Raw genomic sequence first — 24,096 nt, forward strand, 5'->3', positions numbered from 1 at the left:
AGGCAAGGGCTGTGACAACCATGCATCACAACTCGGGTTACCGTTGTCGGCACGAGGAGGCCCCATTTGTCCACGACTGGAACGAGTAGTTTCGTCGTAGTCGCCAATCGGCTGCCGGTCGATCGGGTGACGGCTGCCGATGGCACGACCACTTGGCGCAGGAGCCCCGGAGGACTGGTCACCGCGTTGGCGCCGGTGATGCGCGCCTACGACGGCGCGTGGGTGGGCTGGACCGGATCGCCCGACGACGCGCCGCCGCCGTTCTCGACCGACGACATGGACCTCGTGCCCGTCCCGCTGTCGGCCGAGGAGATCGCGCTCTACTACGAGGGGTTCTCCAACGCCACGCTGTGGCCGCTGTACCACGACGTCATCGTCCAGCCCGAGTACCACCGCGAGTGGTGGGACGCCTACCGCGCCGTCAACCAGCGCTTCGCCCGCGCCGCGGCCGAGGTGGCCGCCGAGAACGCTGTCGTGTTCATCCAGGACTACCAGCTGCAGCTGGTGCCGCAGCTGCTGCGCGAGCTGCGACCCGACCTCAAGATCGGCTTCTTCCTGCACATCCCGTTCCCGCCGACCGAGCTGTTCGCCCAGCTGCCGTGGCGGCGGCAGATCCTCGAAGGGCTGCTCGGCGCCGACCTCGTCGGGTTCCAGCGGGCCGGCGCGGCCAGCAACTTCGAGGCGCTGGCCGAGAACTTCGCGTCGGCGACCCTGGTCGACGAGACGCTGGTGCTCGACCACGGCCGCGAGGTGCTCGCCCGCTCGTTCCCCATCTCGATCGAGGTGGAAGAGGTGGCCAAGCTGGCCGACGATCCCGACGTGCAGCAGCGGGCCGCGACCGTCCGCGAGGAGGTCGGCTCGCCGAAGTACATCCTGCTCGGCGTCGACCGCCTCGACTACACGAAGGGCATCGGGCACCGGCTCAAGGCGTTCGGCGAACTGCTCGCGCAGGGCGACATCACCCCCGAAGAGGCGGTGCTGGTGCAGGTGGCCACGCCCAGCCGCGAGCGGGTCGAGGCCTACCAGACACTGCGCGACGACGTCGAGCTTGCAGTGGGGCGCATCAACGGCGACTACGGCCGCATCGGTCATCCCGCGGTGCACTACCTGCACTCGTCCTACGACCGCCCCGAGTTGGTCTCACTGCTGCTGGCCGCCGACGTCATGGTGGTGACGCCGCTGCGCGATGGCATGAACCTGGTCGCCAAGGAGTACGTCAGCGCCCGGTCCGACCTGCGCGGCGCCCTGGTGCTGTCGGAGTTCGCGGGCGCCGCCGACGAGATGGGCGACGGCGCGTTCCTGGTCAACCCGCACGACATCGACGGCCTCAAGCGGACCATGCTGGCCGCCATGCGCCTCGCCCCCGACGAGGCCGAGCAGCGGATGAAGCTGCTGCGCGACCACGTCCTCAGTCACGACATCGGCCGCTGGGCCACCGAGATCCTCACCGCGCTGCGGGCGATCTGACCCCGGCGTCAGCGCCGGTCGCCGCCCGGGTCCGGGTCGACCTCGCGGTAGGCCAGCCAGGCCTGCGTGTCCGCGGCGTCGACCGGCTCGGCAACGGACGCCGATTCGGCCAGCGCGGCCAGCCGCCGCTCCGCGGCCTCGACGTTGCGCAGCTCCAGCTGGGCGACGGCCATGAGATCACGCAGGCCCTCGGCGCCGAAGCGATCACGCACGTTCATCACCGCGGTGGTCACCATGGGGTCGACTTCGGGAGTCTGGGGCTGCAGTCGAGGGTCCATCGAGATCACTCCTGGGAACGTTGACTGAGAGTCGGGACGTACCGTAACCCGGACCGGGCCCGCAATGGGCGGCACCCCTGGCCCGGAGTGTCATCGGCGGGCCGCCGTGACAGGATCGCGCGGCATCGACGATGATGAGGTCTGCACAGGCCAGAGTGACACGGGGGTGACGTCGGGCCTGCCCGGAGTTCACAACGTTACGGTGGTCGATTGCTCCCACGACGGTTCGCCCTCGTCCGCCACGTCGACTACACCGGTGTGTCCGGGGTCGGGGTGGTGGCCTACGGCGTGGTGTTCTCCGACGGCCACGTGGCGCTGCGCTGGGCGTCGGCGCACCCCGCGACCAGCCTGTGGGGCTCGATGGACGACCTCGTCGCCGTCCACGGCCACGGTGAGGCCACCAGCATCGAGTGGCTCGACCCCGCCACCGACCCGTTCGCCCAGCCCGTCGCGTCCCGGGGCGCCGGACGGCGGGCGCGGCGGGTGCAGCCCAGCGCCGTCCTCCCGGAGCCCGTGATCGAGCCGGACGTCACCCGCGAGACGCGGCCGATCGAGTACGAGCCCGGCCCCGAGCCGTCCGCGCCGTCGCCGCCGGACCCGGAGCCCGAGCCGACGGTCCCCGAGACGGTCGCCCCGCCGCCCGAGCGGGCGGCCCCCGCGCCAGCGGCCCCGGCGCCCGAGTCGCCCGCCGTCCGCCCGGAGCCGGGCCGCCCCGCCGGCGTCCGCCCCGACCTGCTGGGCCTCGGCCTCCCCCACCCCGAGCCACTGCGGCCCATGACGCCGCCCGTCCAGCCGGAGCCGGTCGCCCCGGCGACCCCGTCCACGCCGGTCACCCCCGCCGACGCCGCACCGCCGCCACCGCCGCCGGCTGACGCCGCCAGCGCCAACGGCGTCCGGCCCGGGCACCTGCGGTTACCGGCCCAGCGGGGGGCCGGTCGGCACCGCCGCAGCACACCTCCGACACAATCGAGAGCGACCCTCCACATCGAGAGCGACGGATCATGACCGACGGCGCGGACCGCGACGACACCACCCGCCGCTGGCCGCGCAGCGTCTACGAGGCCGGCAGCGAGCCCGACCCCCGGTTCACGTTCGCCAACGAACGGACCTTCCTGGCCTGGATCCGCACGGCCCTGGCGCTGCTGGCCGCCGGCATCGCGCTGGAGGCGCTGGAGATCCCCGACCGCACCGCGCTGCGGCTGGTGCTGGTGGTGGCGCTGTCGGTGCTCGGCGCCACCTGCAGCGTCATGGCGTTCTTCCGGTGGGCCCGGGCGGAACGGGCGCTGCGGGAGTCGCGGCCGCTGCCGTCGCCCGCGCTGGCGCCGGTGCTCGCGTTCGGGCTGGCCGTGGCGGCCCTCGTCATCGTCGTCGTGCTGGTCGTGCCCTGACGATGGCCGAGCGGACCTACGACCACGGCGCGCAGAACGAGCGGACCGCGCTGGCGTGGACCCGCACGGCGCTCGCGCTGCTGGTCGGCGTCGTCCTCGCCACCCGGCTGGCGGCCGAGCCGCTCGGCCCGGCCGCGGTGGTGTTCGGGCTGGTGGTGGCCCCGGTCGCGGTGGCCGTCCTGCTGCTGGCGCGGCGCCGCTACCGGCGCTCGCACGAGGCGCTGCACGCCGACCGCGCCCTGCCCGACGGCAAGCTGCCGGGGCTGGTCGCGCTGGTCACGTTGCTGCTGGCGGCCCTGGAGATCGCCTACGCGCTCGGCTAACGACCACGGCAGTCAGACCAGGATCACCTGGAGCCCGGCCACGCCGTCGGGGAAGCCTTGGTCCTGGGTCACGATCGGCCATCCGTGAGCGATCGCCGTCGCGGCGATCCATGAGGCGTTCACGCCCATCTTGCCGCCTTGGCTCTTGAGCCGCTGTCGCAGCAACGCCCAGGCCGCTACTACCTGGTCGTCGATGGCGATCGGCTCGAACCGCTGAGCCGCGTTGAGTGTGTCGAGACGGCGCGATCTGGTCTCGTCGTCAGGCGCCATGAGCACGCCCCACCGCAACTCGCCGATGGTCACGGCGCTCACGGCGCCCTCGAGCGGGACGCCTCGTGAATCGATCGGACGGCCGGACTCACGCGCAATGAAGATCGAGGTGTCGAGCAGCCCGACTGTCACGTCTGCCACGGGTCGTCCAGATCATCCGTCGTCTCGGGCATGGCCGTATCGAGTTGGCGGCCGAGCGCGTTGTCGGCCTGCGGCAGCGTGGCAAGCAATTCCCTGACGGGCAGGGTGCGGGGCCGGAGCTGGCGGGGAATCAGGAGAGCCACCGGCCGCTCGTTGACCGTGACCTCGAGCGTCTCCCCGGCCTCGACCCGCCGCAAGACCTCACTGACATGGTTGCGGAGGTCGCGGACCGGAATTCTTGCGGGCTCACCCATATGACGACCGTAGCACAATTGCTACGGACGGTATGAGCCGATGGCGGCGCGGACGTGGCCGCCGGCGGCCGCGAGCCGGCGGCGGGCCTCGCCGGCGTCGACGCCGGCCAGCAGCATGACCGTCGCCGTCTTGGTCTGGTCGCCGCTGGCGGCCAGCGCGGCGGCCACCGCGTCCTCCGGCTCGCCGGTGGCCTCCTGGACGATCCGCTGGGCGCGGCGGCGCAGCTTGTCGTTCGTGGCCCGCACGTCGATCATGAGGTCGCCGTGGGTGTGCCCGAGCTGCACCATGACCAGCGTGGAGATGGTGTTGAGCACCAGCTTGGCGGCGGTGCCGGCCTTCAGCCGGGTCGAACCGGCGACGACCTCCGGGCCGGTGAGCGCCTCGACGGCGACATCGCAGGCGGCGGCGATCGGCGACCCGGCGTTGTTGACGACGGCGACGGTGTAGGCGCCGGCGGCGTGGGCGGCGGCCAGCGCGCCGAGCACGTACGGCGTGCGTCCCGACGCGCTCACCGCCACGATGACGTCGTCCGGCCCGGCGCCCAAGGCCTCCAGGTCGGAGCGGCCGCCGTCGTGGTCGTCCTCGTCGTGCTCGGCGGCCGAGCGCACGGCGTCGAACCCGCCGGCCATGACGGCGACCACCTGCCGCTCGTCGACGCCGAACGTGGGGCGGCACTCGGCCACGTCGAGGACGGCGAGCCGGCCGGGGGTGCCGGCGCCGACCTCGATCAGCCGGCCGCCGCGGCGCAGCCGGGCCACCGTCGCGTCGATCGCCGCGACCAGCTGGTCGCGGGTCGCGGCGACGGCGTCGACCGCCACCCGGTCCTGCTCGGCCATCAGGTCGACCTGTTCGCGGGTACCGCGCAGATCGAGACCGGCCGCGGCCGGCAACCGGCCCTCGGTCGCCAGCCGGTCCAACTCGGAGTTCGTCACTCGGCCGTCCTCGCCGGTCTGCGGGCCGGCTGCAACTCGACACGGAATTGATAGCGGTCGCCACGGTAGACGGAGCGGACGAACTCGACCACTCGGCCCCCGGTGTCGCGGGAGATCCGCTCGAACAGGAACGCCGGCGAGTGCAGCGGCACACCGAGCAGCTCGGACTCGAACTCGTCGGTGACCGTCGCCTCGATGGTCTGCACGCCGCCGGACAGCTCCAGCCCGTACACGTCGTGCAGCAGCTCGTAGAACGAGCCGTCGGCGAGCATCATGCCGTCCAGCCCGGGTGCGATGCCGCGCGGCACATGCAGCGTCTCGACCGCCATCGGCGCGGCGTCGGCCAGCCGCAGCCGCGTCACCCGGACGACGCTCTCGCCCGGCGAGATCTCCAGCCGCCGGCCCAGCGGCGCCCCGGCCAGCACGTCGTCGACGGCCAGGGTCCGGCTGGACGGGACGGAGCCGCGCTGGCGCATGTCCTCGGAGAACGACGTGACGGCCAGGCCCTGCGCGATCTTCGGCCCGGCGACGAACGTCCCGGCGCCCTGCCGGCGGACGAGGCGGCCCTCGCGGACCAGTTCCTCGACGGCGCGCCGCAGCGTCATGCGCGAGACGCCGAACCTCGGCGCCAGCGCACGCTCGGCCGGCAGCGCGTCGCCGACGTTCAACTCCGCGACCAGATCCAGGATCTCGTCGCGGATCGAGTGGTATTTCGCCACGTCCGCACCCCCTGTAGACGTATCGGGCAAAGTCTTCCAGACTTGGGGCCCATATTGGTCTAGTCCAACGAGGAGGACCAGCGTGAGCCGACGTCGTCGCACGCTTCCCGTCATCGTGGCACTCGTCCTGGCCGCCGTCGCCGCACCCTCGGCCGCGGCCGATCCGGCGCCGGAGCAGGAGCAGGAGCAGTGGCGCGGCTACTGGGTCGACGCCTTCAACGAGGGCATCTACACCCCCGCACAGGTCGAGGAGCTGGTCGGCGACGCGCTGGAGGTCAACGCGAACGCCCTGATCGTCCAGGTGGCCCGCCGCTACGACTGCTTCTGCAACCGCGCGGACTACCCACGCACCGACGCCGCCATCGCGCCGGCGCCCTACGACCCGCTGGACGAGGTGATCGAGCAGGCGCACGCGGCCGGGCTCGAGGTGCACGCGTGGGTCAACTTCGGCACGCTGTGGAACTCCGCGACGCCGCCGCGCTCCCCCGACCACGTGTTCAACACGAACGGCCCGAGCGCCACCGGCCCCGACCGCTGGCTGAACAAGCGGGTCGACGGTGCCGAGCGGGTCGGCAACAACAGCTTCCTCGACCCCGCCAACCCGGCCGCCCGCGACTACGTCGTCGGCGCGATCCAGAGCATCGTCCGCGAGTACGACGTCGACGGCATCAACCTCGACTACATCCGCTACCCGGACCACAACTCGACCACCACGCACAGCGACTGGGGCTACAGCGAGACGTCGATCGCGCGGTTCCAGGCCGCCACCGGCCGCACCGATGTGCCGGCGCCGTCGGACACCGAGTTCACCGAGTGGCGGCGCGAGCAGATCACCAGCATCGTGCGCCGCATCTACCTCGGCATCTTCGAGATCGACCCGACGGTGCGGCTGAGCAACGACGGCATCACCTACGGCTTCGGCCCGCAGAGCGTCGGCGGCTGGGAGAAGACCCGCACGTACGCCGAGGTCCTGCAGGACTGGCGGGGCTGGCTGGACGAGGGGATCATCGACACCGTCGTCGCGATGAACTACAAGCGCGAGTGGATGCCCGACCAAGCGCAGATGTTCGCCGAGTGGAACGAGGTGCTGGCCGACTGGCAGGGCGACCGCCAGACGGTGTCCGGCCCGGCGCTGTACCTCAACGAGGTCGACGACAGCGTCCAGCAGGTCCGTGACCTGCTCACCCCCACCGCCGCCGGCAACACCGTCGCAGGCTGGAGCGGCTACTCCTACGCCAACGCGTCGCTGACGGCTGCCGCCGGGACACCCGCGGTGAAGGACACCGAACGCGCCGCGCTGGCCGCCGCGCTCACCACCGGCCCGGACGCCCCCTTCGCCGACGACGCCGCCGTCCCGTCCATGTCGTGGAAGGAGGACCCGACGACGGGGAACGTGGCCGGCACGCTGCGGCTGCGCACCGGCGCCGCCCTCGACGGCGTCACGGTCACCCTCGAGCCGGTGGCCGGCAGCGGCGAGACCCGGACGCAGGTCAGCGACGGCTCGGGCTGGTTCGGCTTCGTCGACGTGCCGCCCGGCGTGTACCTGGCCCGCTACGACCTGCCCGACCGGGTGACCGGCGCGCCGGTCAGCGTGGTGCGGGTGCGGGCCGGCGAGCTGGCCGGCACGCGAACACCGCCGTTCATCCCGCTGCCCTAGCCTCAATGAGGGGGTGCGCGGTTGGCCGCTTGGCGCTAGTTGGCCGGGGCGAGATAGTTCGCCGCTTTGCGGCAGTGGGCCGTCCCCCTGCTGCCCATTTTCTCAGCCGCGGCACCGCGCCTCAAGCGGAGCCCAACGACGCGCTTCGCGCGAGCGAAGCACCGCTTGACCCGCGGCACCGCGGCCAAGAACGGGCAGCTATCAGGGGGACGGGGGAAGTGTGGCGACGGTCCGCCGGGGCGGGTCCTGGTCTGGGGTGACGTCGTGGTCTGTGGTCGCGCTCAATGGCGGTTTCGGGGCTGGTGGCGTGACTGGGGACCAGGACGTGACGGCAGACCTGGGTGTGAGGTGCGTCCTGGGTGTGAGGCGCGCTTTCGGGCTCCAAATGGGTGTTCGGCGCGCGTGAGACCCAGGACGCACCTCACACCCAGGAAGCTGACGCCGCAGAGCCGGGCGAACGGCACACATGGTCCGGGCTGTGCCCAGACTCCCCCCGTCCCCCTGATAAGTGCCCGTTCTTGGCCGGGAGTGCGCGGGTCAAGCGGACACCCGTCGCGCGAAGCGCCCCATGGGTCCGCTAGAGGCGCGTGCTCCCGGCTAAGAAAATGGGCACCAGGGGGACGGCCAACCTGCGGACCACGGCCAACGTGCGGACCACGGCGCACGGCAGCAAAGCGGCGCACGGCCGAGTCAACCGAGCGGCCGCGAGCCCCGGGCGGCGCACCCTATGCTCGGGCCATGAGCAGCTTCGGCGCGATCGGCGCTCGGCTCTACGCCTGGTTCAACCGCCACCCTGAGTCCAACCGGGCGGTGGTCGACCTCGCGGAGTTGCGTGCCGGCGAGCCGGTCCTGGAGGTTGGTTGCGGGCCGGGCGTCGCGCTCGAGCTGGCCGCCCGCATCGCCGGCGCCGAGCAGGTCGCCGCCGTCGAGCCGTCCGAGACGTTCGTGGCGATGGCCCGCAAGCGGGTGCCCGGGGCGGACGTCCGGGTGGCCGGCGCCGAGGACGTCCCGTTCGCCGACGGTTCATTCGCGGTCATCTACACGCTCGCCTCCATGCACCACTGGGACGACCGCGACGCCGGCCTGGCCACGCTGTGCGCGAAGTTGCGCCCGGGCGGACGGCTGGTGCTGGCCGAGCGGCTGCTCGACAAGCCCGGCCACGGCATCACGCGGGCGCAGATCGGCGACGTCACCGCCCGGCTGACGGCGCTCGGGCAGACCGGCCTGCGCACCGAGCAGCGGCGGGTCGGCCGCAAGACCCTGGTCGCCGTCATCTCGGAGCGACCCCTCGCGGCTTGACATGGAACGCCGTTGCACGTGAGGTCGGTGCATGACGCCGGAATGGCCGGTCCTGCGCCGGTACGACGCCGACCACTCGCTGCGCATCGCTTTGCCGCTCGGCGGCATCGGCACCGGGACGGTGTCGCTCGGCGGCCGCGGTGACCTGCGCGACTGGGAGATCCGCAACCAGCCGGCCAAGGGTTTCGCGCCCCGCGACAGCTTCTTCGCCGTCCGCGCGGGTGACGCCGTCCGGGCGCTGGAAGGGCCGATCGACCCGGTCCTGTACGAGGGCTGGGAGGGTGCGGCGGTCCCGAACCACTCACTGCCCCGGTTCGCCCGGTCGGAGTTCCTGGCCGCGTACCCGCTCGGGCAGGTGCTGCTCGACGACCCCGACGTCCCCGTGACGGTGCGGCTGCAGGCGTTCAACCCGCTGGTCCCGGCCGACGTCGAGGCTAGCTCGCTGCCGGTCGCGGTGTTGCGCTACGCCGTCACGAACACCAGCGACGAGGCGCAGGAGATCACCGTCGCCGGCAGCGTCCGCAACCCCGGCGACGCCCCGCGCAACGAGCGCCGCGCCGACGGCGTGCTGCTCCGATCCGGCGGCGATGAGGACGACCAGCGCTGGGGGTCGATCGCCCTCGCCGTCCTCGACGAGGGCGACGTCACGGTGCGCACGACGTGGGCCGGGTCCAACTGGGGCGGCCCGCTGCTGGACTTCTGGGACGACCTCGCCGCCGACGGGCGGCTGGACGAGCGGCCCGCGGACGGCGAGCCGGTCGCCTCCATCGCCGCCCTGCGCCACGTCCAGCCCGGCGAGACGCACGCGTTCACGTTCCTGCTCACCTGGCACTTCCCGAATCGGCTGGACTGGCGCGGCGAGACCGTCATCGGCAACCACTACACGCAGGCGTACGGCGACGCCTGGGACGCCGTCACCGCGATCACCCCGCGACTCGCCGACCTGGAGGAGCGCACCGTCGCTTTCGTCGACGCCCTGACCGGCAGCGACCTGCCGGAGCCGCTCGTCGAGGCCGCGCTCGGCAACGTCAGCACGCTGCGCTCGCCGACCTGCTTCCGCACCCCGGACGGCCGGTTCTACGGCTGGGAGGGCTGCCACGACGACAGCGGCAGTTGCTACGGCAACTGCACCCACGTGTGGAACTACGAGCACACGACGCCGTACCTGTTCGGTGAGCTGGCCCGGTCGATGCGCGAGCTGGAGTTCCGGCACGCCACTGGCGCAGACGGGCACATGAGCTTCCGGCTGGAGCTGCCGCTGGACCGGTCCCGCGAGCACGGCGTCGCCGCGGCCGACGGGCAGATGGGCTGCCTGGTGAAGCTGCACCGCGAGTGGCGGCTCAGCGGCGACGATGACCTGCTGCGCTCGCTCTGGCCGGCCGCCCGCCGGGCGCTGGAGTTCGCCTGGATCCCCGGCGGCTGGGACGCCGACCGCGACGGCGTCATGGAGGGCTCCCAGCACAACACCATGGACGTCGAGTACTTCGGGCCGAACCCGCAGGTCGGGACGTGGTACCTGGCCGCGCTGCGGGCGGCGGAGGAGATGGCCCGGCGCCTCGGCGACGACGAGTTCGCCGCCACCTGCGCCGACCTGTTCGCCCGCGGCAGCGCCTGGCTCGACGACCACCTGTTCAACGGCGAGTACTACCGGCACGAGATCCGCCCGCCGGGCAGCGAGGACGCCATCGCGCCGGGGCTACGGCTGCCCGGCATCGGCGCCCGCGATCTCACCGAGCCGGAGCTGCAGATCGGCGACGGCTGCCTCACCGACCAGCTGGTCGGTCAGCACGCCGCCCGGCTCACCGGCCTCGGCGACCTGCTCGACGCCGGCCACGTGACGACGACACTGCGCAGCATCCTGCGGCACAACGACCGCACCGCGCCCGGCGCGCCGTTCAACCCCAAGCGCAGCTACGCGCTGGCCGGCGAGCCTGGACTGCTGGTGGCGTCCTACCCGCACGGCAACCGCCCGGAGCGGCCGTTCCCGTACTTCGCCGAGGTGTGGACCGGGCTGGAGTACACCGCGGCGATCGGGCTGCTGCAGGCCGGTCTGATCGACGACGGCGTTCGGGTCGTCGAGGCGGTCCGCAGCCGCTTCGACGGCCGCCGCCGCAACCCGTTCGACGAGGCCGAGTGCGGCCACCACTACGTGCGCGCCATGGCCGCCTGGGGCACCATCCCCGCGCTGACCGGATTCGGGTACGACGGCGTCAGCGGCACCCTCCGCTTCGCGGCCGCGGACCTCGCCGCCGGCCCCGTCACCTGGTTCTGGGCCACCGGCGACGCGTGGGGCACGGTCACCCAGACAGCGTCCGGCGACGGCGTGCGCGTGAGCGTGTCGGTGGGCGGCGGCCGGTTGCGTCTCGACACGCTCACGATCGACGGGCTCGGCGCCACGGCGTCGTCCGGCCGCGTAGTCTCGACAGGTGCGACCGTCGATGCAACCTTGGGCGGTCATGAGCTGTCATAACCAGAGTGAGCACCCGTGTCGAGATCGACCTGCTCGGCCCGATGCGCCTGCGGGCGGACGGGCGGATCCTCGACGTCACCACGGGCCGGCTGCGCGCGCTGATCGCCGTCCTGGCGCTGTCGGCCGGCCGCACCGTCACCGTGGCCCAGCTGATCGAGGCGCTGTGGGCCGAGCAGTTGCCGGCCAGCCCGCGGCGCAGCGTCCAGACCTACGTCACCCGGCTGCGCACGCTGCTCGGCGCTGACCTCATCGGCACCAGCGCCACCGGCTACGTGCTGCACGTCGACCCCGATGCCGTCGACGTGCTCCGGTTCCAGCGGCTGCTCGAGCGCGCCGACGGCAGCGCCGACCCGCTACGGCAGCGGGCACACCTTACCGAGGCGCTGGCGCTGTGGCGCGGGCGCCCGTTCGACGACGTCGACTCGGCCTGGCTGGCCGACATCGAGGGCCCGCGGCTGGCCGAGCGGTACCTCGGCGCGCAGGAGCGGCGCATCGCCCTCGACCTCGAGTTGGGCCACCCGGCCGACCTCGTCCCGGAGCTGCGCGAGCTGACCGCCGCCCACCCGCTGCGCGAGCCGGCGTGGGCACTGCTGCTGGAGACGCTGGAACGATCCGGGCGGCGGGCCGAGGCGCTGGTGCAGTACGAGCGGATGCGGGCCCGGCTCTCCACCAACCTCGGCGTCGAGCCCGGCCCGCGGCTGCAGGCGGTGTACGCGCGGCTGCTCGCGCCCACCCCGGTGCGGCGGACGGCTCCCGTCGTACGCCGGGTGCCCCGCCAACTACCGGCCGACGTGCCCGACTTCGTCGGCCGGCACGACGCGCTGGCGCTGCTGGATCACGCGGCCGCCACCGCGCCCGTCGCGACCGTGTCGGGCACCGCCGGGGTCGGCAAGACCACCCTGGCCGTGCACTGGGCGCACACCGCCTCCGACCGGTTCCCCGACGGCCAGCTCTACGTCAACCTGCGCGGCTTCGACCCCGACCGGCCGCCGGTCGACCCCACCGACGCGATCCGCGGCTTCCTCGACGCGCTGCGGGTTCCGCACGAGCTGATCCCGGCCGGCGCCGACGGCCAGGCCGCGCTCTACCGCAGCGTGCTGGCCGGGCGCCGGCTGCTGGTGCTGCTCGACAACGCCCGCGACGCCCGTCAGGCCCGCCCGCTGCTGCCCGGCTCGGCCGGCTGCCTGACGCTCGTGACCAGCCGCGACCAGCTGACCGGCCTGACGGCCACGACCGGCGCGCGCACCATCACGCTGGACCTCCCGCCGGTGGCCGACGCGCGCGAGCTGCTGATGCGGCGCATCGGCGTCCGCGCCGCGGCCGCGCCCCACGTCGTCGACGAACTGGTCGCGCTGTGCGCCCGGCTGCCGCTGGCGCTCGCCGTCGCCGCCGCCCGGGTGGCGGAGCAGCCCGAGTCGCTGGCGTACCGCGTGGCGGAACTGCGGGCGGCCAGCGGCGGGCTGGAGGCGTTCGCCGCCGACGACGCCACCATCGACCTGCGCTCGGTGTTCTCGTGGTCCTACGACGGCCTGAGCGGCCCGGCCGCCCGGCTGTTCCGGCTGGCCGGCTCCGCGCCCGGCCCCGACATCGGCGTCGCCGCCGCGGCCGCGCTCGCCGGGCTCGACGCCGACGCCGTCCGCCCGCTGCTGGACGAGCTGACCCGCGCCCACCTGCTGACCGAGCACCGCCCGGGCCGGTACGGCGCGCACGACCTGCTCCGCGCCTACGCCACGGAGCTGGCCGAGGCCGCGCCGACCGAGCCCGCGCTGGCGCTGGGCCGGCTGCTCGACCACTACCTCGCCACCGCGCTGGCGGCCAGCCGGCCGCTGCGCTCGGACCGCGAGACGTACGAGCCGGTCCCGCCGTCGACGGCAGGTCCCGAGGTGGCCGAACGCATCGTCGGCGCCGACGCCGCACGCGCCTGGTTCGCCGCCGAGCGGCGGACGCTGCTGGCCGCCGTCGACGCCGCGACCGACCGCGGCTACGCCGTCCAAGCGTGGCAGCTGGCGTGGGCACTCACCATCGACCTCGACTGGCGCGGACGATGGCGCGACATCGCCCGGGTGAACAGCTCGGCCCTGCTGGCCGTGCGCCGCCTCGACGACACCGAGCCGACGGCGCACCTGCACCGGCTGCTCGGCCGCGCCTACGGCTACCTCGACCGCTACGACGACGCCGAGGCGCACCTGCAGCGCGCGCTGCGGCTCTATGCCGAGCGCGACGACCTCGTCGGGCAGGCGCGAGCACTGCGGTCGCTGGGGGTGGTGAAGGAGCGCACCGGCCGGCACCACGAGTCGCTCGACCACGACCTCGCCGCGCTGGCGCTGTTCCGGCGCATCGGGCAGCCGGCCGGGCTGGCGGGCGCGCTGAACGCCGTCGGGTGGGGGCAGGCGATGCTCGGCAACTACCAGCGGACGCTGGAGTTCGCCGGCCAGGCGCTGGAGATCCTGCGCGGGCTGGACGACCGTCTCGCCGAAGCGGCGACGCTGGACACCCTCGGCTTCGCGCACCACCAGCTCGGCGCCTACGACAGCGCCGTCGACTGCTTCGAGCGCGCGCTGGACCTGCTACGCGAGCTCGACGGCCTTTACTACGAAGTGGTCACACTACGGAAGCTCGCGGACAGCCACGAAGCGGCCGGCGACACCGCCGCCGCGGCGCAGGTCCGGCAACTGGCCGTCGCCGCCCTGGACGAACTGGGCGAACGCGGCACCGAACGGCTGCGGGCGGAACTGACCGCGTCGGTCACTGCTGAGCGGGACGAGCCTCCGGGTCGGCCGGGGCGGCAGCCGGCGTCTCGGTAGCGGGCTCTGCCGGGGCCGGCTGCGCGGCGCTGGCCTGCGCCGTCGAGGCCTGCGGCTGCTGCGCCGGTGCAGGGTTGACGATGACCGCGCTGGACGCCTCGCTGTCGGCCGGCTTGGACATCTCGCTCTTGAAGATCTTCAGCGACTGCCCGATGCCGCGAGCCATCTCCGGCATCCGCTTCGCGCCGAAGAGCAGGAAGATGACGATGAGGCCGATGATCAGCTCAGGCGTACCGATGCTAGGCATAAGTTCACTTCTTCCCTGACAGGTACCGGTCCTCGCCATCGTACGCCTCCGGCCCAGGAGGTATGGTTGGCGCGGTTCGGGGGAAGCCGCATCAGGAGGTCACGCCATGTCGGGTCGCCGCTCCGGTGACCACGCGGGCCACCGCGTGCTCCGGAAGCTGTGGGCGCTCCCGGCCATCCTGCTCTCCGGCGCCCTCATGCTGGTCTCGTCCGGGCCGCCGGCCGCCGCCGCACCATCCGGCCACCAGCGCGGCTCGTCCGTCACCACGGCGCCCGGCGAGCACGGATCCTCCGCGCCGTCCGTCGGCGCCATCGACGACCTCGCCGACCTCGCGGTCGTCGCGACCGTCGTCACCGTGAAGCTCGGCTACGCGCCGCCCGCCTCCGCGGGCACCGTCGTCGGGCCGCTCGACCTGTTCCCGCTGGAGGCCGCGTCCACGCCGGCCGACCGCGTCCCGGCCGACACCGGCTGGACGCCCACCGACCCGCAGCGCGGGCCGCCCGCGTCCCGGCAGTAGACGTCCCCTCAGAACATCGCCCGACGGCGGGCCCATGCCCGCGCGCCGGACACGTCCCTTGGAGACCTGCCCGTGGAACGCACGTCCGCGCTCTACCTCGCGATCGCCGCCATCGCGATCATCCTGCCCAGCTACGCGCTGGTGCGCCGGCGCGCCCAGAAGCGCGGCACGCCCACCGACGGCGGGCGGTTCCTGCGCGCCATCACGGCCGCGGTGGTCCTCGTCGGCGCCGGTTTCATCACGCTCACCTCCAGCCCGAACCTCGGCCTCGACCTCGAGGGCGGCGCACAGATCGTCCTCGAGACCCAGGACACCGACACCGTCGAGGCCAACGCCGAGTCCACCGACCGCGCCCTCGAGGTGCTCCGCCGCCGCGTCGACGCGCTCGGCGTCTCGGAGCCGTCGCTCAGCCGGTCCGGCGACCGCCGCATCATCGTCGAGCTGCCCGGCGTCTCCGATCCGCGGGAGGCCGCCGACGCGCTCGGCCGGACCGCCCAGCTGACGGTGCACCCCGTCCTGGGCTACGACACCTCCGGCCAGGTCCCGGCCGAGACCCCGCCGGCCACGCCGCCCGCGGAGACCCCGCCCGCCACGCCACCGGCCACCGAGGGCTCCGTCGGCGGCGCCATCGAACCCGAATCCCAGGCCGGCGACACCGGCACCGACGTCGTCGCCGGCTCGACGCCCGCGCCGTCCGAGACCCCCGCCCCCGGCGAGACGCCGGCCCCCGAGTCCGGTGACCAGCTGGTGCTGCCGGACGAGTCCGGCCAGCCGCTGATCCTCGCGCCCACCGCGATGACCGGTGAGGAGATCAACGGCGCCGACGCCATCTACGACGTGCAGCGCGGCGGCTGGCTCGTCACGCTCGACTTCAGCGGCAGCGGCGGCGACACGTGGGCGCAGCTCACCAGCGACGCCGCCTGCCAGCCTGACGGCGACCCGACCCGCCGCATCGCGATCGTCCTCGACGAGACCGTCATCTCCTCGCCGAACGTCACGACCAGCGTCCAGTGCGGCGTCGGCATCCGCGGCGGCCAGACGGAGATCACCGGTGACTTCGACGAGGAGGAGGCCAAGGATCTCGCCGCGCTCGTCGAGGGCGGCGCGCTCCCCGTGGACGTCACCACCGTCGAGCAGCGGGTCGTCGGCCCGACCCTCGGTGACGAGGCCATCCAGGCCAGCGCCTGGGCGGCAATCATCGGCATGGCGATCACCGCGATCTTCATCGGAATCGCCTACCGCCTGGTCGGCCTCATGGCCATCATCGCGCTGCTCGGTTACGCCCTCATCTCCTACGCCGCGCTGAGCGCGTTGGGCGCCACGCTGACACTGCCGGGCCTGGCCGGTTTCGTCCTGGCCATCGGCATGGCGGTCGACGCGAACGTGCTGATCTTCGAGAGAGCCCGCGAGGACTACGTCGACGGGAAGACGAAGAGCCTGCGCGGCGCCGTCCAGAGCGGCTTCAAGAACGCGCTCTCGGCCATCGCCGACTCCAACGTCACCACGCTGCTGGCCGCCGGACTGTTGTTCTTCCTCGCGTCCGGCCCGGTCCGCGGCTTCGGCGTCACGCTGACCATCGGTGTGCTCGCCTCGCTGTTGTCGGCGCTGGTGCTCAGCCGGGTGCTGGTCGAGTGGCTGGTCGACCGGCGCTGGGTGAACCGTCACCCCGACGCCAGCGGCCTGGCGCACCACGGCCGGATCCGGCTGTGGCTGCGGCGGCGCAACCCGCAGCTCATGGCGCGGCCGCTGCGGTGGATCCTCATCTCCAGCGTCGCGGTCGTGCTGGCCCTCGGCGGCATCTTCCTCCGCGGCCTGGAGTACGGCATCGAGTTCACCGGTGGCCGCCTCATCGAGGTGTCGCCCACCGAGACCATCGACGTCGACGACGCCCGCACCGCGGTCGCCGACGCCGGGTTCCCGACGGCTATCGTCCAGGAGTCCGGCGACGACGACATCACCGTCCGGGCCAGCGACATGTCCGACGACGACGCGGCCGCCGTCATCGCCGCGCTCGACGAGGCCGGCGGCGGCGCCGAACTCATCCGCGACGAGCTGATCGGACCCAGCCTCGGCGACGAACTGCAGCGCAACGCGCTCATCGCGCTGGGAGTGGCGCTCGTGGCGCAGCTGGCGTACCTCGCCATCCGGTTCCGCTGGACGTTCGGCACCGGCGCCGTCCTGGCCCTGTTCCAGAACGTCGTGATCACCGTCGGCATCTTCGCCTGGATCGGCAAACCGCTGGACGGCATGTTCCTCGCCGCCCTGCTGACGATCATCGGTTACAGCGTCAACGACACCGTCGTCGTGTTCGACCGCGTCCGCGAGACATGGACCCGCAAGGACGGCGAGAGGTTCCGCGACGTAGCCAACACGGCCATCCTCAACACCCTGCCACGGTCGGTGAACACCGGTGCCAGCACCCTGTTCATCCTCATCGCGCTGCTCGTCCTCGGCGGCGACTCGCTGTCCGACTTCGCGCTCGCGCTGGTCCTGGGCATCCTGGTCGGCACGTACTCATCGAACTTCACAGCGGTGCCGCTGACGATCCTGCTCGAGGACAAGAAGCCGGCCCCGCCGCCGGCGCCGAAGAAGTCCGACAAGCGCAGCCGCGAAGACCCCAACTACGGCGCCGTCGTCTGACGCCCGCGTCGGTCGACGCAGTGGAGGGGATGGTGCCCGCTCGGGTACCGTTTCCCCTCTGCCCGAATAGCTCAGCTGGTCAGAGCAACCGCCTTGTAAGCGGTAGGTCGTCGGTTCGAATCCGACTTCGGGCTCCACCTGCATAAACGTCCGTACCACCGTGGGGACAACGCTCGACGACCGCATAACCTCGGGTCACCCAGGGGTGCGGCCCGCCTCCGTGCCGGTCGTGGCGCCGTCAGTGCCACCCGCAGGCGCCCAGCAGCCCCCTACCCGGTAGCTGGGTGCCAGGACGGGGCCAGGGACTTGGGTGTCAATGATTTCTTGACACTCGCGCCGCCCCCGGCCGGGCACTCAGAGAGATGGCACAGCGAGCGGCCCCGGCCGGGCGGCATGTGTCCGGTGCTCGCTGTACGCTCCGGCGGACATGGACCTCGTCGCGCTCGTCATCGCCATCGTGGCCGTCGGCATCAGCGCCCTGTCTGCCTGGTACACCCATCGCGAGGCGGTTGCGGCCGAGGACGCCCTCGGCATCGAGCAGAAGCGGGAGCTGGAACGCGCGCGCCCGCCGGTCAGTGCGCGGTTCGAGGATTGGCTGAAGGTGCCGCTGGTGGCCCGGTTCAGCCTGGAGAATCGGGGCACAACGGCCGTCGACAGCGTCGTCGTGAAGGTCCTGACCGGCGACAGCAAGCTGGTGGGGTTCGCCCGCGACGAGACGCATATTCGGCGGCGAGAGCACGATTTCGGCCGTCTCGGTCCCGGTGAGACCGCGCGAGCCGAGTTCGTCGTCATCGACAGCGCGACGCTGGACGAGCCCAAGGTCAAGTTCCTCGCCACCTACAAGACGGATGCCGACGAGTGGGACGAGCTGCTCGACGTGGACCTTCCGCGCCAAGGTCCATGGGCCGCGTGGGCCTAGCCTGACGGCGCTGGAGGAGTACCGCGCGGGTCGACCCGGCGTCGCCCGAAGGGTGGTCTGAGCAGCACGAATAACCGTTGTGTCCGGAGGCGACGCTATGGTCCGCCGTCCATCGTGATCGAACTGGGGGCAGCCGTGAGTGACGTTCGACGGGTCCGGGATCAGGCGGCGTTCGACTACCTCATCGCGCGGATCGACGAGACCGACGACCACGATGCAACCAAGCGGCAGAGCCGGGCGCAGACGCGGACGCTCTGGATCGCGCAGGACCGAACGGACTCATCGGGCGACCTCGCGCGGCGGAGCGTCCGGGCGGCGCTCGCGTTACACGAGGGGCGCGAGGACTTCAATCCGGAGTGGATAGCCTGATGACGCCCACAGCCTGCCTGCGCAGCGTGGAGCCCGGGCCGAACGTCGCCGACTGGATCACCGCGCTCAGCACGACCGTCGCTGTGATCGCGGCCATCGTCGCGGGCGCGATCGCAGGCAAGGCATACCAGCTCGAACACCGAGCCAACAGCCAGCGAGACGCCGACCGCCGAGCGGAGCAAGCCTCGCGCGTCGCAGCCTGGGTCGAACGGCGGCCGAGCGCAATGCTCGTGAGGGAGGGAGCGGCCGGACCTGGGGACTTCTGCGTGCTGGTGAATACATCGGCGCTGCCTGTCTACGACGTGCTGCTCATCTACCGCCTCTTGGGCGGACCAGGCGAGATCAACGCCGGAACTGCACACGAGAAGGTGCTGTCACCTAGTACCGAGGAGAGGGTCTTCCTGATCCCGAACGAGGTGCTCCGGGAGTGGAATCGGCACCAAGACACGCACCCAACGATGCGGGTCGATATCCGCTTCACCGACAGCGCGAGCCGCCGATGGTGGAGAGGCCACGACGGCGTCCTGGCGGACAAGGGTCCATGGAAGCAGCGCCCGCCGGAGTCCGCGAAGGAGACCTACGACGACCCGGCTGGGGACGCGCAACACTAGGCGAGTCCGACACGGACGCATGTCAGCAAGGGATCAGCTACGAGGGGCGGACCAGGAATGCCAGGCACGAAGGCAAGGGATCAAACTGACGTCGGCCAGAGCCTCGCGGTGGGTTGCCTCGCGCTGGGAGTCACCGCCGTGACCTCGGGGAGACAGGCGCTTGAGTTCGCGTTCCGCGCGGCGTGGCGGGACTGGGCGTATGCGCGCGACTACCGGTTTGTTCGCGCGGACTTCACTCGTAACGACATCCTGACGATCCTTCACGACAGCGCGGGCCGCCGGGGGGCTCTCCTCGCGGCTTGGGAATGTAAGCGGTGGGCAACGCCGTACCTCTTTGAGGGCTCGACGTTGGCCGACGCCGAGGATCTGACGCCACGCTGGACCGGTGTGCCGTGGTCGGCATGGATCGATCTAGCCCAGGCGTTCACGGCCGAGTTCAGCGATGACGAGATCGTGCGGCCATCGGTGACCGGATAACTTCGCCGCGACGCTCGTCGCTGAGCAGCATTTCCGCTGGTGAGGACACCGCTCGGAGCCGGACACCTTGTAAGGGGTAGGTCGTCGGTTCGAATCCGACTTCGGGCTCTCGAGAATCTTTCGGGCTCTCGAGAATCTACAGTTTCACGGAGGTTTCAGGTTCGACCAACAAAGAATCGGTCCGGCCAAGGAAGTTCTGGGCTAATCGATGCGCCGATCACCTGGAGACGGGGTGGGGAGGCCACGGCGCACCATGAACTCGACCGGGCCGTTCATCCCAGTCGGCGTGAGCACGGTCTCCGGGTGGTCTCGGGGCCATACGCGGAAGACCTCGTCGACGAAACCCTGACCGACATCTTCAACGCCGGTGAAGTCGAGTTCCACCTCCCGGAATCGCTCCAGCCCTCTCATCAGTCGTTTCGCTTCGGATCTGCTGATGAACCGCACGCCGATGCCGAACAGGTGCACCACAGTCTTCGTCCGGTCGAAACGATAATCGTCATCGGTGTAGTACGCGTGGAACACCTCGCTCAAGGTCCTCGTGCCAGCCGGGTCGATCTCCCAGCGGACTCGGGTCCCATGGGTGATCTCGCTCCCACCGACCGCTTGGTCGTCGCGCAGGTTGTCCACGGTCCACCGAAGGCCGCCCGACTCCAAGGTGAAGACATCGACCGCCTTGGAGGTGAAGAAGATCCCCTCACCCGTATGCCGCGACGGGTCGGTAGTCGTCTTGCCCTTGACCAACTCTCCGAGTGCGTCATACAGATCCTCGAGGCCGAGTCGTTCCTGAACATGAGGCAGCGCACCCGCACCCCAGTCGCGGGTCTCGAAGCGGACCTCGAACGCGCCCGACCAGAGGCCGATGGCGACCTCATCGGCTCCTGAGTGATCGATGGCGTTGTTCAGCATCTCGGTGAACGCATAGTTCGCAATGGTCGTAGCATCCTGCGACATCTTCGGCAGGCGATCGACCACGTACTCACGCCACACCTGGTCCTCTTCCAAACCAGCCAGTGGCAGCGTTGCGAACCAGTCCGGACGTTCCCAGCGCGGAACGACGATGTCCTCGGAGGAGGCGCGGCGCGCTAGTGCGCTTCGCACCTGCCCTGGGTCGAACACCCGATGACCGCCTGGTGAACGTTCCGACGGGATGACGCCGGCATCGGCCAACTGGCGTAACCTAGCGGGCGATATCCCCAGCTCTCGCGCGATGTCGCCCACTCTGACGAGTCGACCCATACGAAGAATCTACATCATCAGTGAGGTTCTTTGGAGCCCGCCCCTCAAGAACTTCACGAGCTACGGAGATTCTCAGCGAGAGTCGGGCTCACGAAACGCGATCGGGGAGCACGCCCATCGGCTGGTAGCCGAGGTCGCAGTACAGCCGCAGGGCGGCCTCGTTCGCGTGGTGCGCGTCGAGCTGGAGGCGTGCGGCGTCGAGGTCGACGACCTCGACAACGACACCGCCTGGATCGGCCTCCGGGTCATCGCTCCCGACCGGCCGTTCTGACCCGGCCGTATTTCGCCCCGGCCCGGCTTACCCGCCGAGATCGCGCCGGATGGTCTCTTCAAGGGCCTCGCACTTCTTGGTGATCTCTTCTGCGACGTCACCGAGGGCAACTCGCTGGGAGATGGCCGTGGAATCGTCAACGGCACCGTCGTCGCGGAGGCGCTGGTGGTATGTCGCAGTCTGATCCAGCATGCGGTTGAAGCGGTGGATCACCGTCATGAGTCCGCGAAGCTCTTCGTAGACCTGCTTGCCGGCGACCGTTCGCACCTGACTGATGAGTCGGTCCAGCTCCTCATCCTCGGTCTCCGTCAGGTCCGCCAGCGGAGGGCAGCCCACGTCGTGGCGTTGCCCGCGAGTCGCGCCGTGGCCCGGAGAAGGTCGGCGTAGGCCACCAGTTGGTGTCCCATCAGCGCCTCCTGGCGGGCACTCTTGCGGCGCATCCGCTCGGCGAGTACCGGCGCGATCAACGTGCCGGCGATGCCAGCGATGGCCACCCAAGCCGTCGCATTCATAACCCACTCCTCGCGCTCGCGGCGTCGTGCAGCAGGACACTACTTCTGACTGGCCCGCAACCTCGCGATGTACTCGTGCACGGCCTCCAGAGGCACCCTGGTCTTGGGCGACTTCGAGCCCGGTTGAGCCGCGTTGACCGCCTCCAACACACCATTGGCGATCAGGCGATAGACGTGGTCAGCGCTCACGCCAAGGAGCCGACCAGCCTCAGCTGGCTTCAGCAGGAGCGGCAGCGCTGCGTCCAGCGTCGAGTCAATTCTCTCCCTCATGGCGGCAGACGATAGCTAGACCGCCTGACCGCACGTTCTGCCAGGGGTGTAGTGGCACTCGTACTGCGAGGCACGATGCCATTACAGCAGGGGACGTGGACAGCTCGCGAGGGTTCGAATTCGGTCACCGCGTAACTCTTGGCTCGACACTCTTGCATTTCCCTGCATTTCAGCAGGTGAGCGCGGCGTTCAGAGCTGAGTGCCTCGTACGCGGTAGGTCATCGGCTCGAATCCGACCTCGGGCTCCCTACAGCATCGCCCTACTCAGCAGCACGCCCATCGGCTGGTAGCCGACGTCGCGGTACCGCCGCAGGGCGGCCTCGTTCGCATGCTGGGCGGCGCTGGAGAGGTAGATGCGGGCCAGCGCGTCCGCGTCGGAAGGGAGACGGACCTCTGCGATGACCACCGTCACACCGTCGATGCGGCCCGATCCTCTGGTTCGGGCGCCTCCCGGCCGATCGGCGGGACGTGGCGCAGCGTCGTCGCGACCAGCACCGCGATGCCGGCCACCACGACCGCACTGACCGTCGTCACGGTGGTCAGGCCGGTGAGGAACGCCTCGCGGGCGGCGGCGAGGAGCGCGTCGGCGACGGGGGTGGGCAGGTCCGGCGCGACGGCGAAGGCGCCGGCGAAGCTGTCGCGGACGGTGTCGCCCGCTGCGCCCGTGACGCCGTCGGGGAGCCGCTCGTCGATCCGGCTGCTGTAGATGGCGGTGCCGATGCTGCCGCCCACCGCGATGCCCATCGCCGCGCCGAACTCGTTGCTGGTCTCCGAGACGGCGGACGCCGAGCCGACCCGCTCCGGCGGCGCCGAGCCGACGATGATGTCCGTCCCCAGCGTGCCCAGCGCGTTGACGCCGAGGCTGACCAGCACCCCGCCGGCGATCAGCAGCGTCAGCCCTGACCCCGGCTCCAGCAGGCTGATCAGCCCGAACCCGGCGACCGCGAGGACCAGCCCGGCGACGATCACGGTCGCGGGCCGGAACCGGCCGGCCAGCACCGGCGCCGCGAGCGCCGCCACGACGGTGGCGGCGCCGAGCGGCAGGAACCACAGGCCGGCCTCGGACGGCGACAGCCCTTCGACCAACTGGAGGTGCTGGGTGAAGTAGAAGCCGAACGAGTACATCACCGGCATGGTCAGCGTCAGCGCCACTGTCGCGGCGGTGAACCGGCGGCGGGCGAACAGCGTGAGATCGAGCAGCGGATCAGGCAGCCGGAGCTGACGGCGCACGAAGACCACCCCGAGCACGAGGCCGGCCGCGATCAGCGCCAGTGGCAGCGGCCCGACGCCGTCCCGCGCGGTCTCCTTGAGCCCATAGACGACGGAGAGGACGGCGACCAGCGACAGGGCGACGCTGGTGAGGTCGACGCGGCCGGGATCCGGGTCGCGCGCCTCGGGCAGCAGCGCCGGCCCGGCGAGCAGCAGGAGCACCATCACCGGCACCGCGAGCAGGAACACCGAGCCCCACCAGAAGTGCTCCAGCAGCACGCCGCCGATCGCCGGTCCGGTGACGCCGCCGACGGAGAAGGCGATCAGCCAGACGCCGATCGCCAGCGACCGCTGCCGTGGTTGGGCGAAAATGGTGCGCAGCAGCGACAGCGTCGACGGCATCAGCGTCGCCCCGGCGATGCCGAGCAGCGCCCGCGCGCCGATCAGCATCGCGGCACTGGTCGCGTACGCGGCGAGCACGGAGGCCGCGGCGAACCCCAGGGCGCCGATCAGCAACAGCCGCCGGCGGCCGATCCGGTCGCCGACCGTGCCCATCGTGATCAGCAGCCCGGCGACCATGAACCCGTAGACGTCGGTGATCCACAGCAGCTGCGTGCTGTCCGCACCCAGCTCGGCGCCCAGGTGCGGCAACGCCATATAGAGCACCGTCAGGTCCAGCCCGAGCATCAGCGTCGGGAGGACCAGCACCGCCAGCCCGAGCCACGCCCGCGCCCCGGCGCGTTCCGTTCCGCCGTCCATCCGGTCCGCCTCCCGCTCGATTATGTTTCGATACGGTACACAACGGAACGATA

The 24,096-nt window shown here is 71.5% G+C and carries 26 protein-coding genes and 1 tRNA gene; 15 read left to right on the forward strand and 12 right to left on the reverse strand.

The features are described 5' to 3' along the window. Positions 1 to 66: 66 nt before the first annotated feature. The gene (locus ACW62_RS13855) at positions 67 to 1,467 is read left to right on the forward strand and encodes an alpha,alpha-trehalose-phosphate synthase (UDP-forming) (protein WP_053204702.1); all 1,401 of its coding nucleotides are present in this window, start codon (positions 67 to 69) and stop codon (positions 1,465 to 1,467) included. 8 nt (positions 1,468 to 1,475) lie between these two features. Here ACW62_RS13855 and ACW62_RS13860 read toward each other — a convergent pair whose 3' ends face one another. Then, the gene (locus tag ACW62_RS13860; RefSeq protein WP_053204703.1) at positions 1,476 to 1,703 is read right to left on the reverse strand and encodes a hypothetical protein; all 228 of its coding nucleotides are present in this window, start codon (positions 1,701 to 1,703) and stop codon (positions 1,476 to 1,478) included. Between the two features lie 252 nt (positions 1,704 to 1,955). Between ACW62_RS13860 and ACW62_RS35235 the strand changes: the two genes are divergently transcribed. The 3 genes from ACW62_RS35235 to ACW62_RS13875 are packed head-to-tail and all read left to right on the forward strand — an operon-like array spanning position 1,956 to position 3,456. Then, on the forward strand, positions 1,956 to 2,750 hold the full coding sequence (locus ACW62_RS35235) for a hypothetical protein (RefSeq protein ID WP_205629336.1): 795 nt from the start codon (positions 1,956 to 1,958) through the stop codon (positions 2,748 to 2,750). After that, positions 2,747 to 3,133: a YidH family protein gene (locus tag ACW62_RS13870; RefSeq protein WP_053204704.1), complete on the forward strand. Its 387-nt coding sequence runs from the start codon at positions 2,747 to 2,749 to the stop codon at positions 3,131 to 3,133. The genes ACW62_RS35235 and ACW62_RS13870 overlap by 4 nt, the downstream gene beginning before the upstream one ends. Positions 3,134 to 3,135: 2 nt before the next feature. Next, the gene (locus tag ACW62_RS13875; RefSeq protein ID WP_053204705.1) at positions 3,136 to 3,456 is read left to right on the forward strand and encodes a DUF202 domain-containing protein; all 321 of its coding nucleotides are present in this window, start codon (positions 3,136 to 3,138) and stop codon (positions 3,454 to 3,456) included. A gap of 12 nt (positions 3,457 to 3,468) precedes the next feature. Here the strand turns inward: ACW62_RS13875 and ACW62_RS13880 are convergent, their stop codons facing one another. From ACW62_RS13880 to ACW62_RS13895, 4 genes are read right to left on the reverse strand one after another with little or no spacing between them, the layout of a single operon-like run. Continuing rightward, entirely contained in the window at positions 3,469 to 3,867 is a 399-nt protein-coding gene (locus ACW62_RS13880) for a PIN domain-containing protein (RefSeq protein ID WP_053204706.1), read from the reverse strand. Continuing rightward, on the reverse strand, positions 3,855 to 4,121 hold the full coding sequence (locus ACW62_RS13885) for a type II toxin-antitoxin system Phd/YefM family antitoxin (RefSeq protein ID WP_053204707.1): 267 nt from the start codon (positions 4,119 to 4,121) through the stop codon (positions 3,855 to 3,857). Before ACW62_RS13885 ends, ACW62_RS13880 begins: the two co-directional genes overlap by 13 nt. Before the next feature lie 21 nt (positions 4,122 to 4,142). Continuing rightward, on the reverse strand, positions 4,143 to 5,054 hold the full coding sequence (locus ACW62_RS13890) for an N-acetylmuramic acid 6-phosphate etherase (RefSeq protein ID WP_083459737.1): 912 nt from the start codon (positions 5,052 to 5,054) through the stop codon (positions 4,143 to 4,145). Continuing rightward, positions 5,051 to 5,773 (reverse strand): GntR family transcriptional regulator, encoded by a 723-nt coding sequence (locus tag ACW62_RS13895; protein ID WP_053204708.1) that lies wholly within the window; start codon positions 5,771 to 5,773, stop codon positions 5,051 to 5,053. The genes ACW62_RS13890 and ACW62_RS13895 overlap by 4 nt, the downstream gene beginning before the upstream one ends. 82 nt (positions 5,774 to 5,855) lie before the next feature. Between ACW62_RS13895 and ACW62_RS13900 the strand changes: the two genes are divergently transcribed. From ACW62_RS13900 to ACW62_RS13915, 4 genes are all read left to right on the forward strand, one after another. After that, positions 5,856 to 7,430: a family 10 glycosylhydrolase gene (locus ACW62_RS13900; RefSeq protein ID WP_053204709.1), complete on the forward strand. Its 1,575-nt coding sequence runs from the start codon at positions 5,856 to 5,858 to the stop codon at positions 7,428 to 7,430. A gap of 738 nt (positions 7,431 to 8,168) precedes the next feature. Next, a complete protein-coding gene (locus tag ACW62_RS13905; RefSeq protein ID WP_053204710.1) occupies positions 8,169 to 8,729 on the forward strand; it encodes a class I SAM-dependent methyltransferase in 561 nt (186 codons plus the stop codon). A 31-nt stretch (positions 8,730 to 8,760) separates the two neighbouring features. Then, the gene (locus tag ACW62_RS13910) at positions 8,761 to 11,199 is read left to right on the forward strand and encodes a GH116 family glycosyl-hydrolase (protein WP_053204711.1); all 2,439 of its coding nucleotides are present in this window, start codon (positions 8,761 to 8,763) and stop codon (positions 11,197 to 11,199) included. 5 nt (positions 11,200 to 11,204) lie between these two features. Continuing rightward, on the forward strand, positions 11,205 to 14,003 hold the full coding sequence (locus ACW62_RS13915; RefSeq protein ID WP_053204712.1) for an AfsR/SARP family transcriptional regulator: 2,799 nt from the start codon (positions 11,205 to 11,207) through the stop codon (positions 14,001 to 14,003). On the opposite strand, the gene ACW62_RS13920 is transcribed toward ACW62_RS13915, so the two are convergent. Further along, entirely contained in the window at positions 13,945 to 14,250 is a 306-nt protein-coding gene (locus ACW62_RS13920; RefSeq protein WP_083459738.1) for a twin-arginine translocase TatA/TatE family subunit, read from the reverse strand. The two genes, ACW62_RS13915 and ACW62_RS13920, sit on opposite strands and share 59 nt — an antisense overlap. Before the next feature lie 106 nt (positions 14,251 to 14,356). On the opposite strand from ACW62_RS13920, the gene ACW62_RS13925 reads away from it, so the two are divergent. The 7 genes from ACW62_RS13925 (at position 14,357) to ACW62_RS13955 (ending at position 19,783) form a co-directional block, all read left to right on the forward strand. Further along, the gene (locus tag ACW62_RS13925) at positions 14,357 to 14,767 is read left to right on the forward strand and encodes a hypothetical protein (protein ID WP_053204713.1); all 411 of its coding nucleotides are present in this window, start codon (positions 14,357 to 14,359) and stop codon (positions 14,765 to 14,767) included. 237 nt (positions 14,768 to 15,004) lie between these two features. Further along, a complete protein-coding gene (secD, locus tag ACW62_RS13930; RefSeq protein ID WP_420843583.1) occupies positions 15,005 to 17,407 on the forward strand; it encodes a protein translocase subunit SecD in 2,403 nt (800 codons plus the stop codon). A gap of 60 nt (positions 17,408 to 17,467) precedes the next feature. After that, positions 17,468 to 17,544, forward strand: a tRNA-Thr gene (locus ACW62_RS13935). A 290-nt stretch (positions 17,545 to 17,834) separates the two neighbouring features. Further along, the gene (locus tag ACW62_RS13940) at positions 17,835 to 18,326 is read left to right on the forward strand and encodes a hypothetical protein (protein WP_053204714.1); all 492 of its coding nucleotides are present in this window, start codon (positions 17,835 to 17,837) and stop codon (positions 18,324 to 18,326) included. Positions 18,327 to 18,440: 114 nt separating this feature from the next. Then, entirely contained in the window at positions 18,441 to 18,695 is a 255-nt protein-coding gene (locus ACW62_RS13945) for a hypothetical protein (protein WP_157574746.1), read from the forward strand. Continuing rightward, complete coding sequence (locus tag ACW62_RS13950; RefSeq protein WP_053204716.1) at positions 18,695 to 19,306, forward strand: hypothetical protein; 612 nt, start codon at positions 18,695 to 18,697, stop codon at positions 19,304 to 19,306. Before ACW62_RS13945 ends, ACW62_RS13950 begins: the two co-directional genes overlap by 1 nt. A 57-nt stretch (positions 19,307 to 19,363) precedes the next feature. Further along, positions 19,364 to 19,783: a hypothetical protein gene (locus ACW62_RS13955; protein ID WP_053204717.1), complete on the forward strand. Its 420-nt coding sequence runs from the start codon at positions 19,364 to 19,366 to the stop codon at positions 19,781 to 19,783. A gap of 201 nt (positions 19,784 to 19,984) precedes the next feature. Here the strand turns inward: ACW62_RS13955 and ACW62_RS13960 are convergent, their stop codons facing one another. The 6 genes from ACW62_RS13960 to ACW62_RS13980 form a co-directional block, all read right to left on the reverse strand. Then, complete coding sequence (locus tag ACW62_RS13960; RefSeq protein WP_169792055.1) at positions 19,985 to 21,004, reverse strand: STAS-like domain-containing protein; 1,020 nt, start codon at positions 21,002 to 21,004, stop codon at positions 19,985 to 19,987. A 316-nt stretch (positions 21,005 to 21,320) separates the two neighbouring features. Further along, positions 21,321 to 21,560: a hypothetical protein gene (locus ACW62_RS13965; RefSeq protein ID WP_157574747.1), complete on the reverse strand. Its 240-nt coding sequence runs from the start codon at positions 21,558 to 21,560 to the stop codon at positions 21,321 to 21,323. A 41-nt stretch (positions 21,561 to 21,601) separates the two neighbouring features. Continuing rightward, positions 21,602 to 21,805 (reverse strand): hypothetical protein, encoded by a 204-nt coding sequence (locus tag ACW62_RS13970; RefSeq protein ID WP_053204720.1) that lies wholly within the window; start codon positions 21,803 to 21,805, stop codon positions 21,602 to 21,604. A 39-nt stretch (positions 21,806 to 21,844) separates the two neighbouring features. Continuing rightward, the gene (locus ACW62_RS13975; RefSeq protein WP_053204721.1) at positions 21,845 to 22,075 is read right to left on the reverse strand and encodes a helix-turn-helix domain-containing protein; all 231 of its coding nucleotides are present in this window, start codon (positions 22,073 to 22,075) and stop codon (positions 21,845 to 21,847) included. 247 nt (positions 22,076 to 22,322) lie between these two features. After that, entirely contained in the window at positions 22,323 to 22,481 is a 159-nt protein-coding gene (locus ACW62_RS34035; protein ID WP_157574748.1) for a hypothetical protein, read from the reverse strand. A 2-nt stretch (positions 22,482 to 22,483) separates the two neighbouring features. Then, on the reverse strand, positions 22,484 to 24,043 hold the full coding sequence (locus ACW62_RS13980; RefSeq protein WP_053204722.1) for an MFS transporter: 1,560 nt from the start codon (positions 24,041 to 24,043) through the stop codon (positions 22,484 to 22,486). Positions 24,044 to 24,096 lie beyond the last annotated feature (53 nt).

The sequence above is a fragment of the Jiangella muralis genome (assembly GCF_001270745.1).
In the GTDB taxonomy this organism is placed as follows: Bacteria; Actinomycetota; Actinomycetes; order Jiangellales; family Jiangellaceae; genus Jiangella; species Jiangella muralis.